We start from the raw sequence: 17,567 nt of genomic DNA on the forward strand, positions 1-17,567 counted from the left end.
CTTCAAAATTTTCTCGTTTCTCGTTTCTCGTTTCTCGTTTCTCGTTTCTCGTTTCTCGTTTCTCTTATTTGTTCAAAGCAAATGTCGGTAACGAAAGGTGCCAGCGAATAGCGCCTAAGCGAATAATCAGTGTAGAAGCTACACCTGCGAGGAAAGCTGTATCGTTATCATAGCCAATCGCTAAGGCTGTGGTATGGAATACCCCACCAATCAAACACGCAGTCGCATAGACTTCACTTCGTAGTACCATTGGGACTTCACGCGCTAATACATCGCGAATGATGCCGCCGCCACAACCCGTTATTACACCCATGATGATAGCGACCAACGCTGAATCTTGATAATGCATCGCTTTGTCTACACCAATACCGACAAAGACGGCTAATCCAATCGCATCACACACTGGTAAAACCCACCACGCTAGGCGTTTAGGTCGTCGAACGATGAGCATAGTGATCAAACAGGTAATTAGGATAGTCCATAAGTAGTTGGTGTCAGTGATCCAGAATACCGGGGTTGCTCCAAGAGCCATATCACGAATCGTACCGCCACCGATAGCAGTGACACTGCCCAAAACGGTGACACCAAATGGATCCATCTTTAAGCGGCCTGCAAGTAGAACGCCTGAAATAGCAAAAATAGCTGTACCGAACAAGTCGATCAAATAAAGCAGCATGGAGTCCATGTTACTAAAATCTCTTACTAAAAAGTTGCGAATAAAAGTGAGACTGGATTGTACGAGATATCACCATTGACCGTTAGTGTTTTCGCCTAACGTTATCAAAATACTCGCAAACTTGTTTGACCGCTAAGAATGTTCTCGGCGTCGGTCGGTTTAGCCAGTCTGAGTTTAAAGACCAGACATGTTTATTTTGAACAGCATCAAGTTGGTGTGCCCATTTGTGCCACATATTGCCATCGGCAATAGCATGTTCAGAAGAGAAGATGACATCTGGGTTACTGATGATAACTTGTTCCAGCCCAACTTGAGGATAAGGCGCGACACTGTCGGCGAAGACGTTGACGCCCCCGCAGAATGTAAATACTTCACTTGGCCATTTCTCTTGGGCGAGGGTGATGATGGGTTGGGCGCTTAATTGATAGAAGTAGCGAACAGGTGTTTCTGTGTGGTACTCGTTTTTAAGCTTTTCTAATTGTTGTCTAAAGTCGGCTGCGGCTCGTTTGCCTATATTGGGATCGTCTGAGTATTCACTTAACTGTTCGAGATTATTAGCGATATCGCTAAGAGATGAGGTTTGTGAGTAATAAATATTGATGCCAAACTGCTTTAGCTTCTCCAGCTCACCGTTTGGGTTACCTGCGGGCCAAGCGATGACTAGGTCTGGTTGAAGTGCAATGATTCGCTCGATTTTTATGCCCTGATAATTGGACACTTTTTCCAGCGTTTTTGCCTGTTCTGGATAGTCGCTACGCTCACTGACCGCAACAAGCTTGTCACCCAGTCCCGCAGCGAAAGCAATCTCTGTCGCATGTGGCGCTAAACTAATGATTCGCTCTACGGGGGCTGCGAAAAGGCTGGGAATAACCAGTGCAGCCAAACTGGCAACGATAAGGCGCATCTAAATACCTTGATAGAATAGGCCCATAAGCAGGCTTTGAATAATGATCCAAATGAACATGCGCCAAGCCAACATCTTCTGAACTTGAGCCACATGTATTGCAGATGGTGCAATACGACCGCCGAGCTTAGCGCGTACGGATTTTTTACCGTCGTAGATGGCAGGGCCACCCAAAGATAGCTCCAACTTACCGCCCACAGCGACGATCAGCCAAGCCGGTCCAGGAAGAGGCCAAGAACTTGCTTGCTGTTGAATGAGTTGGACAGAGGCTTTTGCTCGGTGACCGACGGCGATCATGAGCGCAAACAGGCGCAAAGGGATAAAATCGAGGACGGCGACAGCACGCACAGCAGTCAATCCAAACGGCGAGAACTTTTGTCTTGAAGGGGACCAAGCACGAGCCAGTTCTACCGACATTCGATAGCCAAAAGCCCCAATACCGCCGGCAATGGCATACCAAAACAGTACTCCAACGACATTACGCCCGTAAGACATAATCAAGGTTTCAGAGCCGGCTTTGCCAAGTCCGAGTAGCGATAAAGGATCGGTGGAGCGATTTATCAGCGGCTTAATTAGCATCTTTGCTTGCTCTTTGTCCTCTCGGGCGAGAGCGGCAACGAATTGAGCGGTAAATTTATCTGTATTGCGCCAATCAATGGCAAGAAGGAGAAAGGCCAGCTCAAAAAGTTGCGGCTGCCAAACCAATGGCTTTAACGCGATTAAAACGGCTAGCATAGGCAGAATCATCAGTAGCCAAGCTAAGCTGCCTGAAATGATACTTTGCTGGTAGCTGTTGTTTACGTTGACTTTATCGGCCAATTGCTCGGCGAATTTATGCCACAAAATGGCTGGATGAGCTTCGCGGGGAAAGGGCAATATCAGATGGCATAATAAAGCGCCCCACAACACGAGGAGCGCACCATTTGAGTAGAGTTGCTGAAACAGATCTTCCATGATGTCTCTTTAAGTTACTTTAGAAGTTCAACCATCTTGATAACCATTTCAGATGAGCTTTGAGCGGCTAGCGGAAGAAACTCATCAAAGCTCATACCTGCTTCTTTGTCAGCCACATCAGAGATTGCGCGCACTACAACGAAAGGAACTTTGAACTGGTGACAAGTTTGAGCGATCGCTGCGGCTTCCATTTCTACCGCGACAACCGATGGGAAGTGTTTGCGGATAAATGCCTGACGTTCCGCACTACATACAAAAGCGTCACCAGTACATATTAGGCCGCGAACTGCGTGCTTATCTTCCATTTGTGATAGCGCTTTCTCTGCTACATCCATCAGTTTTTCATCTGCAATGAATGCCGCTGGTTGTTGTGCCATTTGCCCCATTTCGTAGCCAAATGCCGTCACATCGGCATCGTGGTGGCGAACTTCAGTTGAAATCACAACATCACCAACGTTGAGGCTAGAATCAAAACCACCCGCAGAGCCAGTGTTAATGATCACGTCAGGTTGGTACTCGTCCAGTAAAATTGTGGTGCCAACCGCTGCTGACACTTTGCCAATGCCGGATTGAAGTAAAACGACATCTACACCATTGATTTGCCCAGAGAAGTAAGTGCAACCTGCTTTGTTTACTTCTTGGCGGTTTTCAATTGCTTGTTTAAGGATCGAAACTTCTTGTTCCATTGCACCGATGATGCCGATTTTCATAATGAATCCTGTTAATTGACATGGGTCTAATTGAATGGAGCTAAGTGTAACAGAAAAGGGCTAGATGGGAACGGGCTTCGCCCTTCGAGAGTTTAGAGAGGGCGAGAACGCTTCGCTCCGAGAATCGAGACCGGACTTCGTCCTTCGAGAATTTAGGACGGGCTTTGCCCTGTTGGAGGTGGGGGCGGGCAGTAAGTTGATAAAACCTATAGTGTTAAAGGTGTTGACAGAACTACTCCTTAATAAGACATCATGTTCTCGATCAATTACCTATTGCTTAACCCATATACATCTCATATAATCCGCGCTTCGCGTAGCGGCTGAATCAGAGATTGGCTGCTACAAATTTAAACTTACTCTTATTAGGAGAGAATTATGTCTCTGAATGCAGAAACTAAAGCAGCAATCGTTGCAGAATACGCTCAAACTGAAGGCGATACAGGTTCACCAGAAGTTCAAGTAGCTCTACTTACAGCTTCTATCAACCACCTACAAGGTCACTTCAAAGCGCACAAAGGCGATCACCACAGCCGTCGTGGTCTTCTACGTATGGTTTCTCGCCGTCGTAAGCTTCTTGACTACTTGAAAGGCAAAAACCTTTCTCGTTACCAAGATCTAATCAAGCGTCTAGGCCTACGTCGCTAATCAGCGGCTGCATAGAACAGTTTGTCGAAAAAGGGGCTATACGCCCCTTTTTTGTGGCCTAAATTGTGCAAAACCTCTGCTAAGTAGTTTATACTACGTCCGGCTATAACCACCTTAGTGGTTTTATCTCCACAATACTTTTTGCATTACAGTCACCGATGTCGGCCAAAAGGTCGCGACTATTAAAAGGCTATTGCCCCGCAGTATTCTTTTACTAGTCGCGATTCGTAATGCCTTGAGTAATTTAATTAACTCAATCTAAGCACGTGCTTAGAGAAAGGAATAACAATGTTCGAAAAACCAGTTGTTAAAACGTTCCAGTACGGTAACCACACAGTTACTCTAGAAACTGGCGTTATCGCTCGTCAAGCTACAGCTGCCGTTATGGTAACTATGGATGATACAGCAGTATTTGTTTCTGTTGTTGGTAAAAAAGAGGCAGTTGAAGGTCAAGACTTCTTCCCTCTAACAGTTAACTACCAAGAGCGTACTTACGCTGCAGGTAAAATCCCTGGTGGTTTCTTCAAGCGTGAAGGTCGCCCATCTGAAGGTGAAACTCTGACTGCTCGTCTAATCGACCGTCCAATTCGCCCTCTATTCCCAGATGCGTTTAAAAACGAAGTTCAAGTAATCGCTACGGTTATGTCTGTAAACCCAGACGTTCAACCTGATATCGTAACTATGATCGGTACTTCAGCAGCGCTAGCTATCTCTGGTATCCCATTCAACGGTCCTATTGGTGCTGCACGTGTTGGTCACATTGACGGTCAACTAGTACTAAACCCAAGCAACACTGAGCTAGAAACATCTAAGCTTGACCTTGTTGTTGCGGGTACGGAATCTGCAGTTCTAATGGTTGAATCAGAAGCTGACAACCTAACTGAAGAAGAGATGCTTGCAGCAGTTGTTTACGGCCACGATCAACAGCAAGCTGTTATCAACGCAATCAACGAGTTCGCATCAGAAGTTGCTACTCCAGCTTGGGATTGGGTTGCTCCAGAAGAGAACACAACACTTGTAGCTAAGATTGCAGAACTCGCAGAAGCTAAGCTTGTTGAAGCGTACCAAATCACTGAGAAGATGGCTCGTTACGGTCGTATCCACGAGATCGCGGCAGAAGTTAATGAAGTGCTACTTGCTGAAGATCCCGAAGCAAACACCAAAGAAATCCACACTATCTTCCACGATCTAGAGAAGACAGTTGTACGTCGCAGCATCATTGCTGGTAACCCACGTATCGACGGTCGTGAGAAAGACATGGTTCGTGCTCTAGACGTTCGTACTGGCGTTCTTCCACGTACTCACGGTTCTTCACTATTCACTCGTGGTGAGACTCAGGCACTAGTAACTGCGACTCTAGGTACTCAGCGCGATGCTCAAATCATCGATGAGTTAACTGGTGAGCGTAAAGATCACTTCCTACTACACTACAACTTTCCTCCATACTGTGTTGGCGAAACGGGTTTTGTAGGTTCTCCTAAGCGTCGTGAGATTGGCCACGGTAAACTGGCTAAGCGTGGTATTGCAGCTGTAATGCCATCTATCGATGAGTTCCCATACACAGTACGTGTTGTATCGGAAATCACTGAATCTAACGGTTCATCTTCAATGGCTTCTGTATGTGGTACGTCTCTAGCTCTTATGGATGCTGGTGTACCAATCAAAGCCTCTGTTGCGGGTATCGCGATGGGTCTAGTGAAAGAAGGCGATGATTTCGTTGTTCTTTCTGACATCCTTGGTGACGAAGACCACCTAGGTGACATGGACTTTAAAGTAGCAGGTACTAACGAAGGTATCACTGCACTTCAGATGGATATCAAGATCGAAGGTATCACTAAAGAGATCATGCAAATTGCTCTTAACCAAGCGCAAGGTGCACGTAAGCACATCCTATCTGTAATGGATGAAGCGATTTCTGGTGCTCGTGAAGATATCTCTGAGTTCGCTCCGCGTATTCACACAATGAAGATCAGCGCAGAGAAGATCAAAGACGTTATCGGTAAAGGTGGTGCAGTTATCCGTGCTCTAACAGAAGAGACGGGTACAACTATCGAAATCGAAGATGACGGTACAATCAAGATTGCTGCAACTGAAGGCGCAGCAGCAAAAGAAGCGATTCGCCGTATCGAAGAGATCACTGCTGAAGTTGAAGTAGGCCGTATCTACACAGGTAAAGTTGCACGTCTAGCTGACTTTGGTGCGTTCGTTACGATTCTTCCTGGTAAAGATGGTCTTGTACACATTTCTCAAATCGCAGACAAGCGTGTAGAAAAAGTGTCTGACTACCTTGCTGAAGGTCAAGAAGTTCAAGTTAAAGTTCTTGAAATCGACCGTCAGGGCCGCGTTCGTCTAAGCATGAAAGAAGCGGTAGAACAGACTGAGGAAGTCGTTGCTGAAGAAAAACCTGCTACAGACGCATAATGCGAGCTTGATAGGCTAATTAGCTTATTACGCTAAAAGCATGTTATAAAGGGAGCATTACGCTCCCTTTTTTATTGCGGATTACTCTGAGTGCAAACTCAGTAACAGGAGTATCGATCTGTGAAATGGTTTCAAACCGCTACGCTTAGTCTCGCTATAGCTACGGCAGGCTGTGCATCGACCTCAAGCAACAACGCTCAGTGGCTATATCCACCAATGGCGGTTCCTTTGCAAGCCAGTGTGCAGCAAGAAGTTCAGATTGCGCGTTTATCTCAACTCTTACAAAGACCCGATCTTTCGAATGATGTTCGAGCCAAAATGCTTTATGAACGCGGTAACTACTATGGTAGTGTTGGTCTGAGAGATCTCGCTCGTTTAGATTACAATCAGTCACTTGCTCTTAATCCTGCCCAGCCAGATCTGTTTAATTTACTTGGCGTTTATTTTACCCAGGTGGGCGAGTTTGATGCTGCGTACGATGCTTTTGATTCTACCTTAGAGTTAGCTCCGGATAATTCTTATGCCGCACGCAACCGTGCCATTGCGCTTTACTATGGTGATCGGATTGACCTTGCTTTAGAAGATATGCAAAAGCATTATGATGAGGACCCTGGCGATCCATTTCGTGCTTTGTGGCGCTATATCATTAAGCAGGAAAAGCAACCGGATGTTGCTCGTGAAGAGCTACTCAAAGTCTACCAGACTCGTGATGAGCAATGGGGGTGGGTACTGGTTGCCATTACGCTTGGAGAAGTGTCTGAAGATCTGGCCTTTAAAGCCATTTTAGCCGGAACCCGAGACAATACTGTTTTGGCTCAGCGTCTAACAGAGGCTTACTTCTACTTGGGTAAGCGCTATCAAGCTGAAGGTGACTTTGCGAGCGCCATATCGTTATACAAACTGGCGATTTCGTTCAACGTCTTTGAGTATGTAGAACATCGTTATTCGTTCTTGGAACTTAGCCGAATCTACAATCAAGTTAAAGCTGAACATCTTGCCAAGAATAAAGCCAAAGCGCTTGAGATAGAATAAACATTGATGATATGAGTTCGGATAGCCGCTGCTTTGCAGCGGCTTTTTATTGCCAGATGGAAAAATGAAGACTAAAATAGTTAGCCTTGCTAACTAAATGTGCAGACAATGACTCTAGAAAATAGCTTAATGGAACTGGAACGATTCTGTTCCAAAGCGTGGCGAGTTCATGCCAAAGAAGATGCGTTATCAAACCTGAGTTTCAATGAATACGATTATCTTCGAGTGATACAAGAACACGCTCAGGGGATTCGCATCACCGATTTAGCTCAAGAGATGAAAGTGAGTAAGCCTTCCGCCTCAAATATGGTGGCACGATTGCAGAATAAAGGCTTAGTTTCACGGATCTCATGTAATGAAGATGGACGCGCTAAGCGAGTGATTCTAACGGAGCAGGTCATTAAAGACCTTTCGCTTGAACAAGTGGTTTACCGCAGGATCGCGGAGTCTATTGGCAACAAACTGACTGAGGTTGAAAACAGCCATTTGATTAGCTTGTTAGAAAAAGCACTTAAATAATTAACTCGAAGTCAGAAAAATTTATCTATTTAGTTAGCTATGCTAACTAGTGGTGAGAAAATGCAAACATCCATTTATAAACAGTTTTGGAAATACACGATACCTACCGTGGCAGCAATGCTGGTCAATGGTCTATATCAAGTCGTTGATGGCGTCTTCATTGGTCGCTATGTTGGTGCTGATGGCTTAGCGGGCATTAACGTCGCTTGGCCTATGATTGGTTCGATTCTTGGGCTAGGTATGCTGGTTGGTGTCGGAACCGGAGCACTCGTTTCAATACAACAAGGAAAAAAAGACAACCAAGGTGCAAAACAGATCCTCGCGACGGGATTACTGCTACTTATCGCTTTGGTGCCTGTGGTCTCGGTTGTTCTTTATCTGTTCGCAGATGATTTTCTTCGTTGGCAGGGAGCTGAAGGCCGAGTATTTGAGCTGGGGTTACAATATTTACATATCTTGATTGGGGCCTGTATTTTTACTTTGGGCTCGATTGCGATGCCTTTTTTGCTGCGTAATGATGAAAGCCCAAATATTGCGACCATGCTTATGGTCATTGGTGCATTCGTTAACATCGCCTTAGATTACCTCTTAATTGCTGTGTTGGGCTGGGAGTTAACCGGTGCCGCGATAGCTACCGCTATTGCACAAGGTGTGGTCACCGTATCGGGTTTGGCTTACTTTTTTTCATCTCATGCGAGATTGCGTTTGAAGTGGGCTGATTTGCGTTTAAAGCTGGCTATCATCCCCAACATCTTTGCGATTGGCGCATCCAGTTTCTTTATGTATGCCTATGGTTCTATGATGGTTGCACTGCACAACGCACTATTTTCTCAATATGGCGATCAGTTGATGATTGGCGCTTACGCCATACTAGGTTATATCGTCACCGTCTACTATCTCACAGCAGAAGGTATTGCAAACGGTATGCAGCCTTTGGTCAGCTACAATCATGGGGCGAGAAACCAACAAAACATCCGTAAACTTCTAAAAGTTGCGATGTATTCAGCGGTGATAGTGGGTAGTGTATTTGTGGTATTACTCAATCTATTCCCAACTCAATTTGTCTCTGTCTTTAACAAGGATGACGCACAGTTGATGGAACATACGGTGATGGGAATTCGTCTGCACATGTTTTCTATGGCACTCGACGGCTTCTTAGTGGTTGCTGGTGCTTACTACCAAGCGATCAACAAGGGGAGTAAAGCGCTGTTTGTCACTGTTGGCAATATGTTGGTGCAATTGCCTTTCTTGTACTTGATGCCTAAGTTGTTTGGTGTGCCGGGTATCTGGATTGCGTATCCATTGTCTAACATTGCACTCAGCTTGGTGGTGATGACGATGCTGTGGAAAGATATCAAGCGCTTAAAAGTGACATCGACCGAACAGGTCACCGCATAGAGAAAAGGGCTCATTTGAGCCCTTTAACATGTGTCATAAATTTAACTAGACGTTCTTCACTTCGAGACCGGCCAGTTGATGCCAGTAACCGTTGCACTGACGGTTATCGATTTGATCTGGGCTTTGACCACTCTCGTTCGCGCGGAATTTTTCAACTTGCGAGAAGGTATCGAGGCCAAGTGGACTCAGGCGTACGACATCGACCAATCCTTGCATACTTGGCAGATCGTTGATCAGGTTATAGCAATAGCCTGATTGAGTCTGGATGCCGTTCAGGTTGAACACTTGCTGGCCTTCTTGGCTGCTTACTTGAATGCCTGTTGGGTATTTAATACAGCAGGTCTCACAATCGTCTTTGGCACGATTCTCTGCTCTTGCGGTAAAGCATCGAGCTGAGTAAGCCAAAGGTAGGTAGCCATGACTGAAGACTTCGACCTCGAACTTATCCTTAATACCAATCTCATCACATTGGGTTAATACTTTGCTCAGCCAATCACGAGACAGCTCGACAGGCATGCACCAACGGATCATGCCCTGTTTAAGAAACAGGTTGAGCGTGTGGGCATTGTAAGTATTGACCGCAGGGCCAACCACAAACGGTACCTTACGCTCAGAGGCTAGCTGGATTGCAGAAACGTCATTGGCTTCAATCGCGAAGTTACCATTATCGATGTACTTCTTCATGATGTTGACTTCGCTCGGCGCTTCGAGAAGAGCCATGGTCGAAAGGACAACTTGTTTGCCAGCAGAACTAAGCTCTTTGGCAATATCAAACCAATGATTTGGTTTCATTTCACGTCGTTTAGAGCAAACACTTTCACCCAAATAAATGATATCTGCTGAACTGCTTTTAGCCTGATTATAAAAAGCTTCGACATCCTGCTTTGGCCAGAAATAGAGTAGTGGGCCAAGCGCGTATTTCATGTTTTTTTCCATATTGACCTCTACTGCCACTTGCGGTGGTATGCACCGAGTGTTGTTTGCTTACCTTCTGACACGTTTGCTAGAGTCGCATCCCAAGCCGCTTCGACTTGGTAGCCTTCAGGGTTTGCGAGATAGCGATCAATAGCGGCTCGCCAAGTACGTGTTACCTGCTCCACGTAGGCAGGGCTGCGTTGGCGTCCTTCGATTTTTACCGAGGCTACGTTCGCGGCAAACAGCTCAGGGAGCATAGAGAGGGTGTTCAAACTGGTTGGCTCTTCCAAAGCATGATAAGCCTTGGTTTGCTCTTCTAGATCGGCGGTGAAACGGCCTTTACATAAGGTCGGATAACCTGCATTTTCACCTTCGCTGTAACGGTCAATAAGAATGTTGTTGAGGCGAGACTCAAGCCCTTTCTCGGTTTCTTGCCAACGAACATATTTGGCAGGCGAGCATGCCCCCACTGTGTTTGGTGATTCTCCAGTCATGTATGAGGAGAGATAGCAGCGTCCTTCAGACATGATGCATAGGCTGCCAAACGCAAACACTTCAAGTTCGACATCGCTGGTGATATTACGTGATAGCTGTTTCACCTGATGAATCGAAAGAACACGAGGCAGAACAACGCGCTTGACGTTAAAGTTGTTCTTGTAGAAATCGATAGCCGCGACGTTTGTTGCCGAGGCCTGTACTGATAAGTGAAGTTCTAAGTCAGGGTACTTTTGCGATGCGTAATCAAGTACCGCGATATCTGCCACAATCAGAGCATCTACGCCATTATCCGCTGCACGGTCGACCGCATCGGTCCAACGGCTAAATCCGTCTGGATGAGCGAAAGTGTTGAGAGCGACATGAATCTTCTTCTTATGGTCATGAACGTACTGAACGGCTTTTTCCAGTTTCTTACCTGTAAAGTTTAAACCCGCAAAGTGACGGGCATTGGTATCATCTTTAAAACCGATGTAAACCGCATCAGCGCCACAATCAATTGCAGTTTTTAGTGCAGGCAAGTTACCTGCAGGGCATAGGAGTTCCATTGCTCTTACCAGACTGTCTCATAAAATTGTTGAGCATTTTATGAAGAATTATGAATGGCAAATTTGATATAAGGCAGGTTTGAGTGAGTTTCTAAGTGAAATAATTACTTAGGGTTAGTTTTTGTGGCGACGATTTTGTGCAAATAGCTCTTCAACCTCTTGTCTTGGCTGAGGGCGATGGAAGTGGAAGCCTTGAATTGAGTTACAGTTTAGATTAGACAGCAGAGTCGCTTGTTGCTGTGTCTCTACACCTTCGGCGACGACAGTCAAATTGAGTGATTTGCCTAGATTGATGATATTTTCTATGACTGTGATTTGTTTAGGCAGCGTATCAATATCAGAGATAAATGCTCGGTCAATTTTGAGTTCATCGATTGGAAATCTCGCTAAGTAGGAGAGCGATGAATAGCCCGTTCCGAAGTCATCGATTGATAGAGCAAAACCTAGTCGCTTAATCGCATTCAACATTTGAAGAGTGTGCTCACTATCACTCATCACCGCACTTTCTGTCAGCTCAAAAGTAATACAGCTTGGATCTAATTCTGTTGTGCGCAGCAACTTCTCCATGTAGTCGATTAACTTAGGGTTGCCAAATTGTTCAGGGGAGAGGTTGATCGCCACTCGACCCGGTAAAATACCTTGCAGCTTCCAGCGTTTGACTGTGGCAAAGACCTCGCGCATGACCACTCGGCCTAAATGCTCGATCAAGCCAGCTCGTTCCGCAACAGGAATAAATGCACCAGGGCTAATATAGCCTTCTACGGGATGTTTCCAACGAATCAGTGCTTCTGCGCCATTGATACTGAAGTCTCGCGCATTGACTTTTGGTTGATACCACACCTCAAGTCCATTTTGTTGCAGCGCTTTCTGTAATTCGATTTCCAGCCATAAGCGCATACGAGCTTCTTTGTTCATCTGATCATTAAATTTGATCAGTCGGTTACGACCACGATCCTTGGCCTCATACATTGCTGTGTCAGCGTTTTGTAGCAAGATACGAGCATCGTTGCCATCGCCAGGGTAGGCAACACTACCAATAGAGCACGCAAGTCGCTTGCTGAAGTGGTGTAGATCAAACGGTTGATTCACGAGAGAGATAATGCGTTCTGACAGCATTTCTGCCATGCGATTATTATCAGGTTCAGGCAGTATGATGCCGAACTCATCTCCTCCTAAATGCCCTAAAACCGCATGTGGAGGTAAAAGGCGCTTAAGACGAGAAGAGACTTCCTTGATCACTTTGTCCCCAATGTGGTGGCCAAGTGAGTCGTTGATATTTTTGAAGTTATCGATATCAAGATAGAGCATGATCAACGGTGTATCGTTGTGGATCAGTTGCTCTAAACGTTTGGTGAATCCGAAACGGTTATACAAGCCAGTGAGTGAGTCAACATGCGCATCTTCATACTGTGTTGGAGAGAGCTTCTTAGGTGTCGAATCTGCATCTTGGATCAAAACCAGTTGAGAATCACTACCGAGAATCATTGTCGCGTCAGCCAACAGCTGGACTTTGCGTTCAAATCCACAGCGAGGACCAGTCAGACACGTTAATGGTGCTTCACCGAGCGAGTTGACTAATGAGCTAGAAAAAACCGTTTTTGTTTTTTCATCGACAAATAGCCGTGAAAGGTTTTCTCCGAGTAGATCTTGTACCGACTCAAAACCAAGTAATCTTAACGCAGCAGGATTTGCTGAAATGATGCAATCGTCTTCCACTAACATGATTCCCTCAGGAACGAGAGAGGTCAAAGTCGAAAACTTACCTTCTGACTCTTCCAAAGAGCGAATGAGGATCTGTTTTTCAGAGGTGTCGAGAGCATGAAAGATGATGTGCTCGATCTTACCATCGGTATTCAGTGGCGAGATATTGAAATGCAGGCTGGTCTCTAAGTCGAGATCACCCATCGTCATTTCAGCTTCGATCGATTCGCCTTTAAAAGCGCGATCATAGTAAGGCTTTAGATGATTATAAAACTGTTGCCCCATGATCTGGCTGTCACTCATACCAACCAGTTCAGGAGGAGTAAGACCTGCGATATCACAATAGCGCCCGTTAACCACGGCATAATTATGCTGGTTATCTAAGATAGCGAAAAAAAACGGGCTGTTAGCCGTTATTTCTTTAAACCAGTGCTGTAATTGTTGCGATAGCATCAAGTTTTTCCAACTCTCCAACAGAGCTTGTGATTCACATCGGTTGTGAATATGAATGATGTAATAACTATAACTGTCATTGCCTGTAGTTTAAAGAATTTCAGGCATCACGCAGATTCTTTGACAAATAACAGGAATCGTTAGTTAAACATACTTTATGATGAGCAATTCCAACCCACAAAGTAACGGATAATTCGCGTGATTAACAAGATTCGCACTCAACTAGTTCAAAACGCTGCATCAATTTTGCGATCTCCAGTCCACTTATTGCCTCAATCTGTACAAAAAAAAGCCTTGCTTGAAGGGCTAAAAACGGTGTTTAAAGAGGCTCTTGAAGATGGGGATTTCGAATTCCTTGAAGATAAGTGGTTAAAAGTTGAAGTAAAAGATATGCAGCTGAGTTGGCTGATTAGCTATCAAGACGAACAGCTTGTCGTTGGTGATAAAAGTGTGAAGGAAGATGTGTTGTTTGGAGGGAATCTGAATGACTTAGTTTTGATTGCCGGACGCAAAGAAGATCCTGATACCCTGTTTTTCCAACGTCGCCTAACCATAGAAGGTGATACGGAATTGGGTTTGGAAGTCAAAAACTTGATGGACAGTGTCGATCTTGATTCATTGCCGAAAGCTGTTCAGACCTTGTTAAATCAGCTAGCCGAATTTGTGCAAAAAGGCTTACAATCGCCTTCAACACACAAAGAGGTTGTAAATGCTTATTCGAACTGAAGCACCAGCAGATATTCTGGCGGTCGATAGACTTCTAAAAGGAGCCTTCGACACTGAAGCAGAAGCGAACTTAGTGATGACACTAAGAGAAAATGGTCGCCGTACATTGTCGCTTGTTGCTTGCAACGATGAAGGTGAAGTCGTGGGTTATGTACTGTTTAGTCCGGTCACATTAGACGGTGAAGACCTAAACTGGCAGGGATTAGCGCCACTAGCTGTTCGTCACGATTACCGAAACAAGGGAATTGCCGCCGATCTCGTTAAAGAAGGATTAGCTTCTTTACTGGAGTTTGACTACCCAGCTTGCGTGGTACTTGGTGATCCTGCTTATTATGCTCGATTTGGCTTTGAAGCAAGTGAAAAGCATAATATGCGTTGTCAGTGGGATGTCCCTCAAGGTGCATTTCAGGTGCTAGGTTTAGTGGAAGGAGAGCTAAATCAGCGCACAGGTTTGATCGAATACAGCAGAGAATTTTCAGAACTTTAGCTTTGTTCGCGGCAGAAAAGGATGAAAAATTATCGTTTTGTCCTTTTTTTGACCGCTTGGCGGCCAGTAGCTAATTTTTTGCAAAAATCTACTTGTCAGCAATAGCGTGTTTCGCTAGTATTGCTCGGCCTTCGATAAGGAGGTCGCTAGCCTTGTTCAAAAACCTATTGAAAAGTAATGTTTTCGAGCGGCGCTGGCTCAACAATTTGGAACATAGGTGGAAACAATGTTTACAGTTCTACTTGTGATTTACCTGTTGGCAGCGGTTGGTGTAATCGGCCTAGTGTTGATTCAACAAGGTAAAGGCGCAGATATGGGAGCCTCATTCGGTGCAGGCGCATCAAACACAGTGTTTGGCGCAAGCGGCTCAGGTAATTTCCTAACCCGAATGACTGCAATTTTTGCAACAGTATTTTTCGTCCTCAGCTTGGTGCTAGGCAATATGTCTACACACAAAACTGAATCTCAGTGGGTTGACCCAACACAAGGTCAAGTTATCCAGCAAGCTGACGATGCGAGTGAAATTCCTGCCCCTCAAGGTAGTGAAATTCCTCAATAAGCTATTTTCTAGCTGAGAAATAGAATTAGCTGCCGAGATGGTGAAATTGGTAGACACGCTAGCATGAGGTGCTAGTGCCTTAGGTGTGAGGGTTCGAGTCCCTCTCTCGGCACCATTGATTTACAAACTTGTAAAACACCTTGGAGAGCGTATAATGCTCGACAAGTCGGACGCGGGGTGGAGCAGCTTGGTAGCTCGTCGGGCTCATAACCCGAAGGTCGTCGGTTCAAATCCGGCCCCCGCAACCAATCCTGTTAGGATTTGGACAAGTTTGCGCAGTAGCGATACTGCGAGTTAAGCGACAATGATTTTGCTTAACGTATCAGGGTCCAGCAACAAAAAACCCCGACTTTTCGGGGTTTTTTGTTATCTAAATTTCTGAAGAGAAATTTAGAGCTTTGCTTGGAATTTAAATTGGGCTGTGAGCCCTTTTTTTGTTTCTGGAGTGGTTAAAATGACTGGTTTAGAAAGACAACTTACTGAAATGCTTGAAGCTCCTGTAGCTGCATCAGGTTATGAGTTAGTTGGATTAGAATTTATTCGCGCAGGCGAGCATTCAACGTTGCGTATTTTTATCGACCACGAAAACGGCATTACTGTCGAAGATTGTGCGGAAGTTAGCCGTCAAGTAAGTGCGGTTATGGACGTTGAAGATCCAATCACAGTGGCTTACAACCTTGAAGTGTCTTCACCAGGTTTAGAAAGACCACTTTTCAAAGCTGCACACTATGAACAATTTATTGGTCACGAGGTAAGCATCGTTTTGAAGATGGCTGTAGGCAACCGTCGCAAGTGGAAAGGTGTAATCCACTCAGTGGATGGTGAAACTATCTCTGTTACTGTTGATGGTAATGAAGAAGAGTTTGCACTAAGCAATATCTCAAAAGCTAACCTGATCCCTAAATTTTAATTAAAGTCTTAGAGGCTATTTAAAATGAGTAAAGAAATTTTAGCGGTAGTAGAAGCGGTATCGAATGAGAAAGCGGTACCTCGTGAGCGTATCTTTGAAGCCCTTGAAATTGCTCTAGCAACTTCTACTAAGAAAAAACACGAAATCGAAATTGACGTTCGTGTTCAAATTGACCGTAAAACGGGCGAGTTCGAAACTTTCCGTCGCTGGTTAGTAGTAGAAAACGTTGAACATCCAACGAAGGAAATCTCTCTAGAAGCTGCTCAGTACGATGATGCAGAAGTTCAACTAGGTGATTACGTTGAAGATGATATTGAGTCTGTAACATTTGACCGTATTACGACTCAAACTGCTAAACAAGTTATCGTACAAAAAGTACGTGAAGCAGAGCGTGCACAAATCGTTGAACAGTTCATCGACAATGAAGGTGAACTTGTTACTGGCGTAGTTAAGAAAGTAAACCGTGAAACGGTTGTTCTTGACTTAGGTAACAACGCGGAAGCGGTAATCCTACGTGATGACCAACTTCCTCGTGAAAACTTACGCCCAGGTGACCGTGTGCGTGGTCTACTATACAAAGTGGCTCCAGAAGCGCGTGGCTTCCAGCTATTTGTTACTCGCTCTAAGCCTGAAATGCTTGCTGAGCTATTCCGTGTTGAAGTTCCTGAAATTGCGGAAGAGATCATTGAGCTTAAAGGTGCAGCTCGCGATCCAGGTTCTCGTGCAAAAATCGCAGTGAAAACAAACGACAAACGTATTGACCCAGTGGGTGCGTGTGTTGGCATGCGTGGTGCACGTGTACAAGCCGTTTCTGGTGAGCTTGGTGGTGAGCGTATCGATATCGTTCTTTGGGACGATAACCCAGCGCAATTTGTAATTAACGCAATGGCGCCTGCAGACGTTGCTTCTATCATCGTAGATGAAGATGCGAATGCTATGGATATCGCAGTTGAAGCGGACAACCTAGCACAAGCTATCGGCCGTAACGGTCAGAACGTACGTCTTGCATCTCAACTGACTGGTTGGGAACTTAACGTAATGACAGTAGAAGATCTTCACAAGAAACATGCTGAAGAGTCTCAAGCTGCTATTGATAGTTTCATGAAGCACCTAGATATCGAAGAAGACTTTGCTCAACTGCTTGTTGAAGAAGGCTTCTCAACTCTAGAAGAAGTTGCTTACGTTCCAGTTAACGAACTACTTGAAGTTGATGGTCTAGATGAAGATCTAGTCGAAGAACTACGTAATCGTGCTAAGAATGCACTAACGACTCTTGCGCTAGCACAAGAAGAGTCTTTCGAAGGCGTTGAGCCAGCAGAAGACCTACTAGGCCTTGAAGGTCTTGAGCGTGAGATGGCATTTAAACTGGCAGCTAAAGGTGTATCAACACTAGAAGACCTAGCTGATCAGGGCATCGATGATCTTGAAGGTATTGAAGGCCTGACCGAAGAGCGTGCGGGTGTGCTAATTATGGCAGCTCGTAACATCTGTTGGTTCGGCGACGAAGCATAATT

17 protein-coding genes and 2 tRNA genes are annotated in these 17,567 nt (G+C 45.2%); 12 read left to right on the forward strand and 7 right to left on the reverse strand.

Translation table 11 applies throughout. From position 1 onward, the window contains the following. Positions 1–64 precede the first annotated feature (64 nt). The 4 genes from QTN95_RS02300 to mtnN form a co-directional block, all read right to left on the reverse strand. Positions 65–685 (reverse strand): TRIC cation channel family protein, encoded by a 621-nt coding sequence (locus QTN95_RS02300; protein WP_138972569.1) that lies wholly within the window; start codon positions 683–685, stop codon positions 65–67. A gap of 73 nt (positions 686–758) precedes the next feature. Continuing rightward, the gene (btuF, locus tag QTN95_RS02305) at positions 759–1,580 is read right to left on the reverse strand and encodes a vitamin B12 ABC transporter substrate-binding protein BtuF (protein ID WP_331416189.1); all 822 of its coding nucleotides are present in this window, start codon (positions 1,578–1,580) and stop codon (positions 759–761) included. Continuing rightward, positions 1,581–2,534 (reverse strand): cobalamin biosynthesis family protein, encoded by a 954-nt coding sequence (locus QTN95_RS02310; RefSeq protein WP_138972567.1) that lies wholly within the window; start codon positions 2,532–2,534, stop codon positions 1,581–1,583. A gap of 14 nt (positions 2,535–2,548) precedes the next feature. Beyond that, entirely contained in the window at positions 2,549–3,244 is a 696-nt protein-coding gene (gene mtnN, locus QTN95_RS02315) for a 5'-methylthioadenosine/S-adenosylhomocysteine nucleosidase (RefSeq protein WP_331416190.1), read from the reverse strand. Positions 3,245–3,619: 375 nt separating this feature from the next. Between mtnN and rpsO the strand changes: the two genes are divergently transcribed. From rpsO to QTN95_RS02340, 5 genes are all read left to right on the forward strand, one after another. Beyond that, positions 3,620–3,889: a 30S ribosomal protein S15 gene (gene rpsO, locus QTN95_RS02320; RefSeq protein WP_005472830.1), complete on the forward strand. Its 270-nt coding sequence runs from the start codon at positions 3,620–3,622 to the stop codon at positions 3,887–3,889. Between the two features lie 288 nt (positions 3,890–4,177). Then, on the forward strand, positions 4,178–6,310 hold the full coding sequence (pnp, locus tag QTN95_RS02325; protein ID WP_331416191.1) for a polyribonucleotide nucleotidyltransferase: 2,133 nt from the start codon (positions 4,178–4,180) through the stop codon (positions 6,308–6,310). Between the two features lie 120 nt (positions 6,311–6,430). Continuing rightward, positions 6,431–7,342, forward strand: a complete 912-nt coding sequence (nlpI, locus tag QTN95_RS02330; protein ID WP_331416192.1) for a lipoprotein NlpI — start codon at positions 6,431–6,433, stop codon at positions 7,340–7,342. A 108-nt stretch (positions 7,343–7,450) separates the two neighbouring features. Next, on the forward strand, positions 7,451–7,861 hold the full coding sequence (locus QTN95_RS02335; protein ID WP_331416193.1) for a MarR family winged helix-turn-helix transcriptional regulator: 411 nt from the start codon (positions 7,451–7,453) through the stop codon (positions 7,859–7,861). A gap of 60 nt (positions 7,862–7,921) precedes the next feature. Then, positions 7,922–9,259, forward strand: coding sequence for an MATE family efflux transporter (locus tag QTN95_RS02340; protein ID WP_331416194.1), 1,338 nt, complete (start codon positions 7,922–7,924; stop codon positions 9,257–9,259). A 45-nt stretch (positions 9,260–9,304) separates the two neighbouring features. Here the strand turns inward: QTN95_RS02340 and QTN95_RS02345 are convergent, their stop codons facing one another. The 3 genes from QTN95_RS02345 to QTN95_RS02355 form a co-directional block, all read right to left on the reverse strand. Beyond that, the gene (locus QTN95_RS02345; protein WP_331416195.1) at positions 9,305–10,183 is read right to left on the reverse strand and encodes a U32 family peptidase; all 879 of its coding nucleotides are present in this window, start codon (positions 10,181–10,183) and stop codon (positions 9,305–9,307) included. A gap of 20 nt (positions 10,184–10,203) precedes the next feature. Beyond that, positions 10,204–11,217, reverse strand: coding sequence for a ubiquinone anaerobic biosynthesis protein UbiU (gene ubiU, locus QTN95_RS02350; protein WP_331416196.1), 1,014 nt, complete (start codon positions 11,215–11,217; stop codon positions 10,204–10,206). A 114-nt stretch (positions 11,218–11,331) separates the two neighbouring features. Then, complete coding sequence (locus QTN95_RS02355; RefSeq protein ID WP_331416197.1) at positions 11,332–13,371, reverse strand: sensor domain-containing protein; 2,040 nt, start codon at positions 13,369–13,371, stop codon at positions 11,332–11,334. 198 nt (positions 13,372–13,569) lie between these two features. Between QTN95_RS02355 and ubiT the strand changes: the two genes are divergently transcribed. The 7 genes from ubiT to nusA all read left to right on the forward strand — a co-directional run bounded on the left by ubiT (position 13,570) and on the right by nusA (position 17,565). Further along, complete coding sequence (ubiT, locus tag QTN95_RS02360; protein WP_138972559.1) at positions 13,570–14,097, forward strand: ubiquinone anaerobic biosynthesis accessory factor UbiT; 528 nt, start codon at positions 13,570–13,572, stop codon at positions 14,095–14,097. Beyond that, positions 14,081–14,584: a GNAT family N-acetyltransferase gene (locus QTN95_RS02365; RefSeq protein ID WP_331416198.1), complete on the forward strand. Its 504-nt coding sequence runs from the start codon at positions 14,081–14,083 to the stop codon at positions 14,582–14,584. The genes ubiT and QTN95_RS02365 overlap by 17 nt, the downstream gene beginning before the upstream one ends. A 226-nt stretch (positions 14,585–14,810) precedes the next feature. Beyond that, positions 14,811–15,143, forward strand: coding sequence for a preprotein translocase subunit SecG (secG, locus tag QTN95_RS02370; protein ID WP_138972557.1), 333 nt, complete (start codon positions 14,811–14,813; stop codon positions 15,141–15,143). 31 nt (positions 15,144–15,174) lie between these two features. Continuing rightward, positions 15,175–15,258: transfer RNA gene (locus tag QTN95_RS02375), tRNA-Leu, on the forward strand. 56 nt (positions 15,259–15,314) lie between these two features. Further along, positions 15,315–15,391 (forward strand) — tRNA-Met (locus QTN95_RS02380). A gap of 206 nt (positions 15,392–15,597) precedes the next feature. Continuing rightward, entirely contained in the window at positions 15,598–16,053 is a 456-nt protein-coding gene (gene rimP / locus QTN95_RS02385; protein WP_269376563.1) for a ribosome maturation factor RimP, read from the forward strand. A 24-nt stretch (positions 16,054–16,077) separates the two neighbouring features. Next, positions 16,078–17,565, forward strand: coding sequence for a transcription termination factor NusA (gene nusA / locus QTN95_RS02390; protein ID WP_331416199.1), 1,488 nt, complete (start codon positions 16,078–16,080; stop codon positions 17,563–17,565). Positions 17,566–17,567: the final 2 nt, after the last annotated feature.

The organism is Vibrio sp. M260112 (genome assembly GCF_036533775.1).
Classification (GTDB): domain Bacteria; phylum Pseudomonadota; class Gammaproteobacteria; order Enterobacterales; family Vibrionaceae; genus Vibrio.

Bases quoted from the DNA above. Each gene is read 5' to 3' on its own strand.
- btuF (WP_331416189.1), bottom strand. From the start codon at position 1,580: ATGCGCCTTATCGTTGCCAGTTTGGCTGCACTGGTTATTCCCAGCCTT.
- QTN95_RS02310 (WP_138972567.1), bottom strand. From the start codon at position 2,534: ATGGAAGATCTGTTTCAGCAACTCTACTCAAATGGTGCGCTCCTCGTG.
- QTN95_RS02345 (WP_331416195.1), bottom strand. From the start codon at position 10,183: ATGAAATACGCGCTTGGCCCACTACTCTATTTCTGGCCAAAGCAGGAT.
- QTN95_RS02365 (WP_331416198.1), top strand. From the start codon at position 14,081: ATGCTTATTCGAACTGAAGCACCAGCAGATATTCTGGCGGTCGATAGA.
- rimP (WP_269376563.1), top strand. From the start codon at position 15,598: ATGACTGGTTTAGAAAGACAACTTACTGAAATGCTTGAAGCTCCTGTA.
- mtnN (WP_331416190.1), bottom strand. From the start codon at position 3,244: ATGAAAATCGGCATCATCGGTGCAATGGAACAAGAAGTTTCGATCCTT.
- pnp (WP_331416191.1), top strand. From the start codon at position 4,178: ATGTTCGAAAAACCAGTTGTTAAAACGTTCCAGTACGGTAACCACACA.
- secG (WP_138972557.1), top strand. From the start codon at position 14,811: ATGTTTACAGTTCTACTTGTGATTTACCTGTTGGCAGCGGTTGGTGTA.
- rpsO (WP_005472830.1), top strand. From the start codon at position 3,620: ATGTCTCTGAATGCAGAAACTAAAGCAGCAATCGTTGCAGAATACGCT.
- QTN95_RS02335 (WP_331416193.1), top strand. From the start codon at position 7,451: ATGACTCTAGAAAATAGCTTAATGGAACTGGAACGATTCTGTTCCAAA.
- nusA (WP_331416199.1), top strand. From the start codon at position 16,078: ATGAGTAAAGAAATTTTAGCGGTAGTAGAAGCGGTATCGAATGAGAAA.
- QTN95_RS02340 (WP_331416194.1), top strand. From the start codon at position 7,922: ATGCAAACATCCATTTATAAACAGTTTTGGAAATACACGATACCTACC.
- QTN95_RS02300 (WP_138972569.1), bottom strand. From the start codon at position 685: ATGGACTCCATGCTGCTTTATTTGATCGACTTGTTCGGTACAGCTATT.
- QTN95_RS02355 (WP_331416197.1), bottom strand. From the start codon at position 13,371: ATGCTATCGCAACAATTACAGCACTGGTTTAAAGAAATAACGGCTAAC.
- ubiU (WP_331416196.1), bottom strand. From the start codon at position 11,217: ATGGAACTCCTATGCCCTGCAGGTAACTTGCCTGCACTAAAAACTGCA.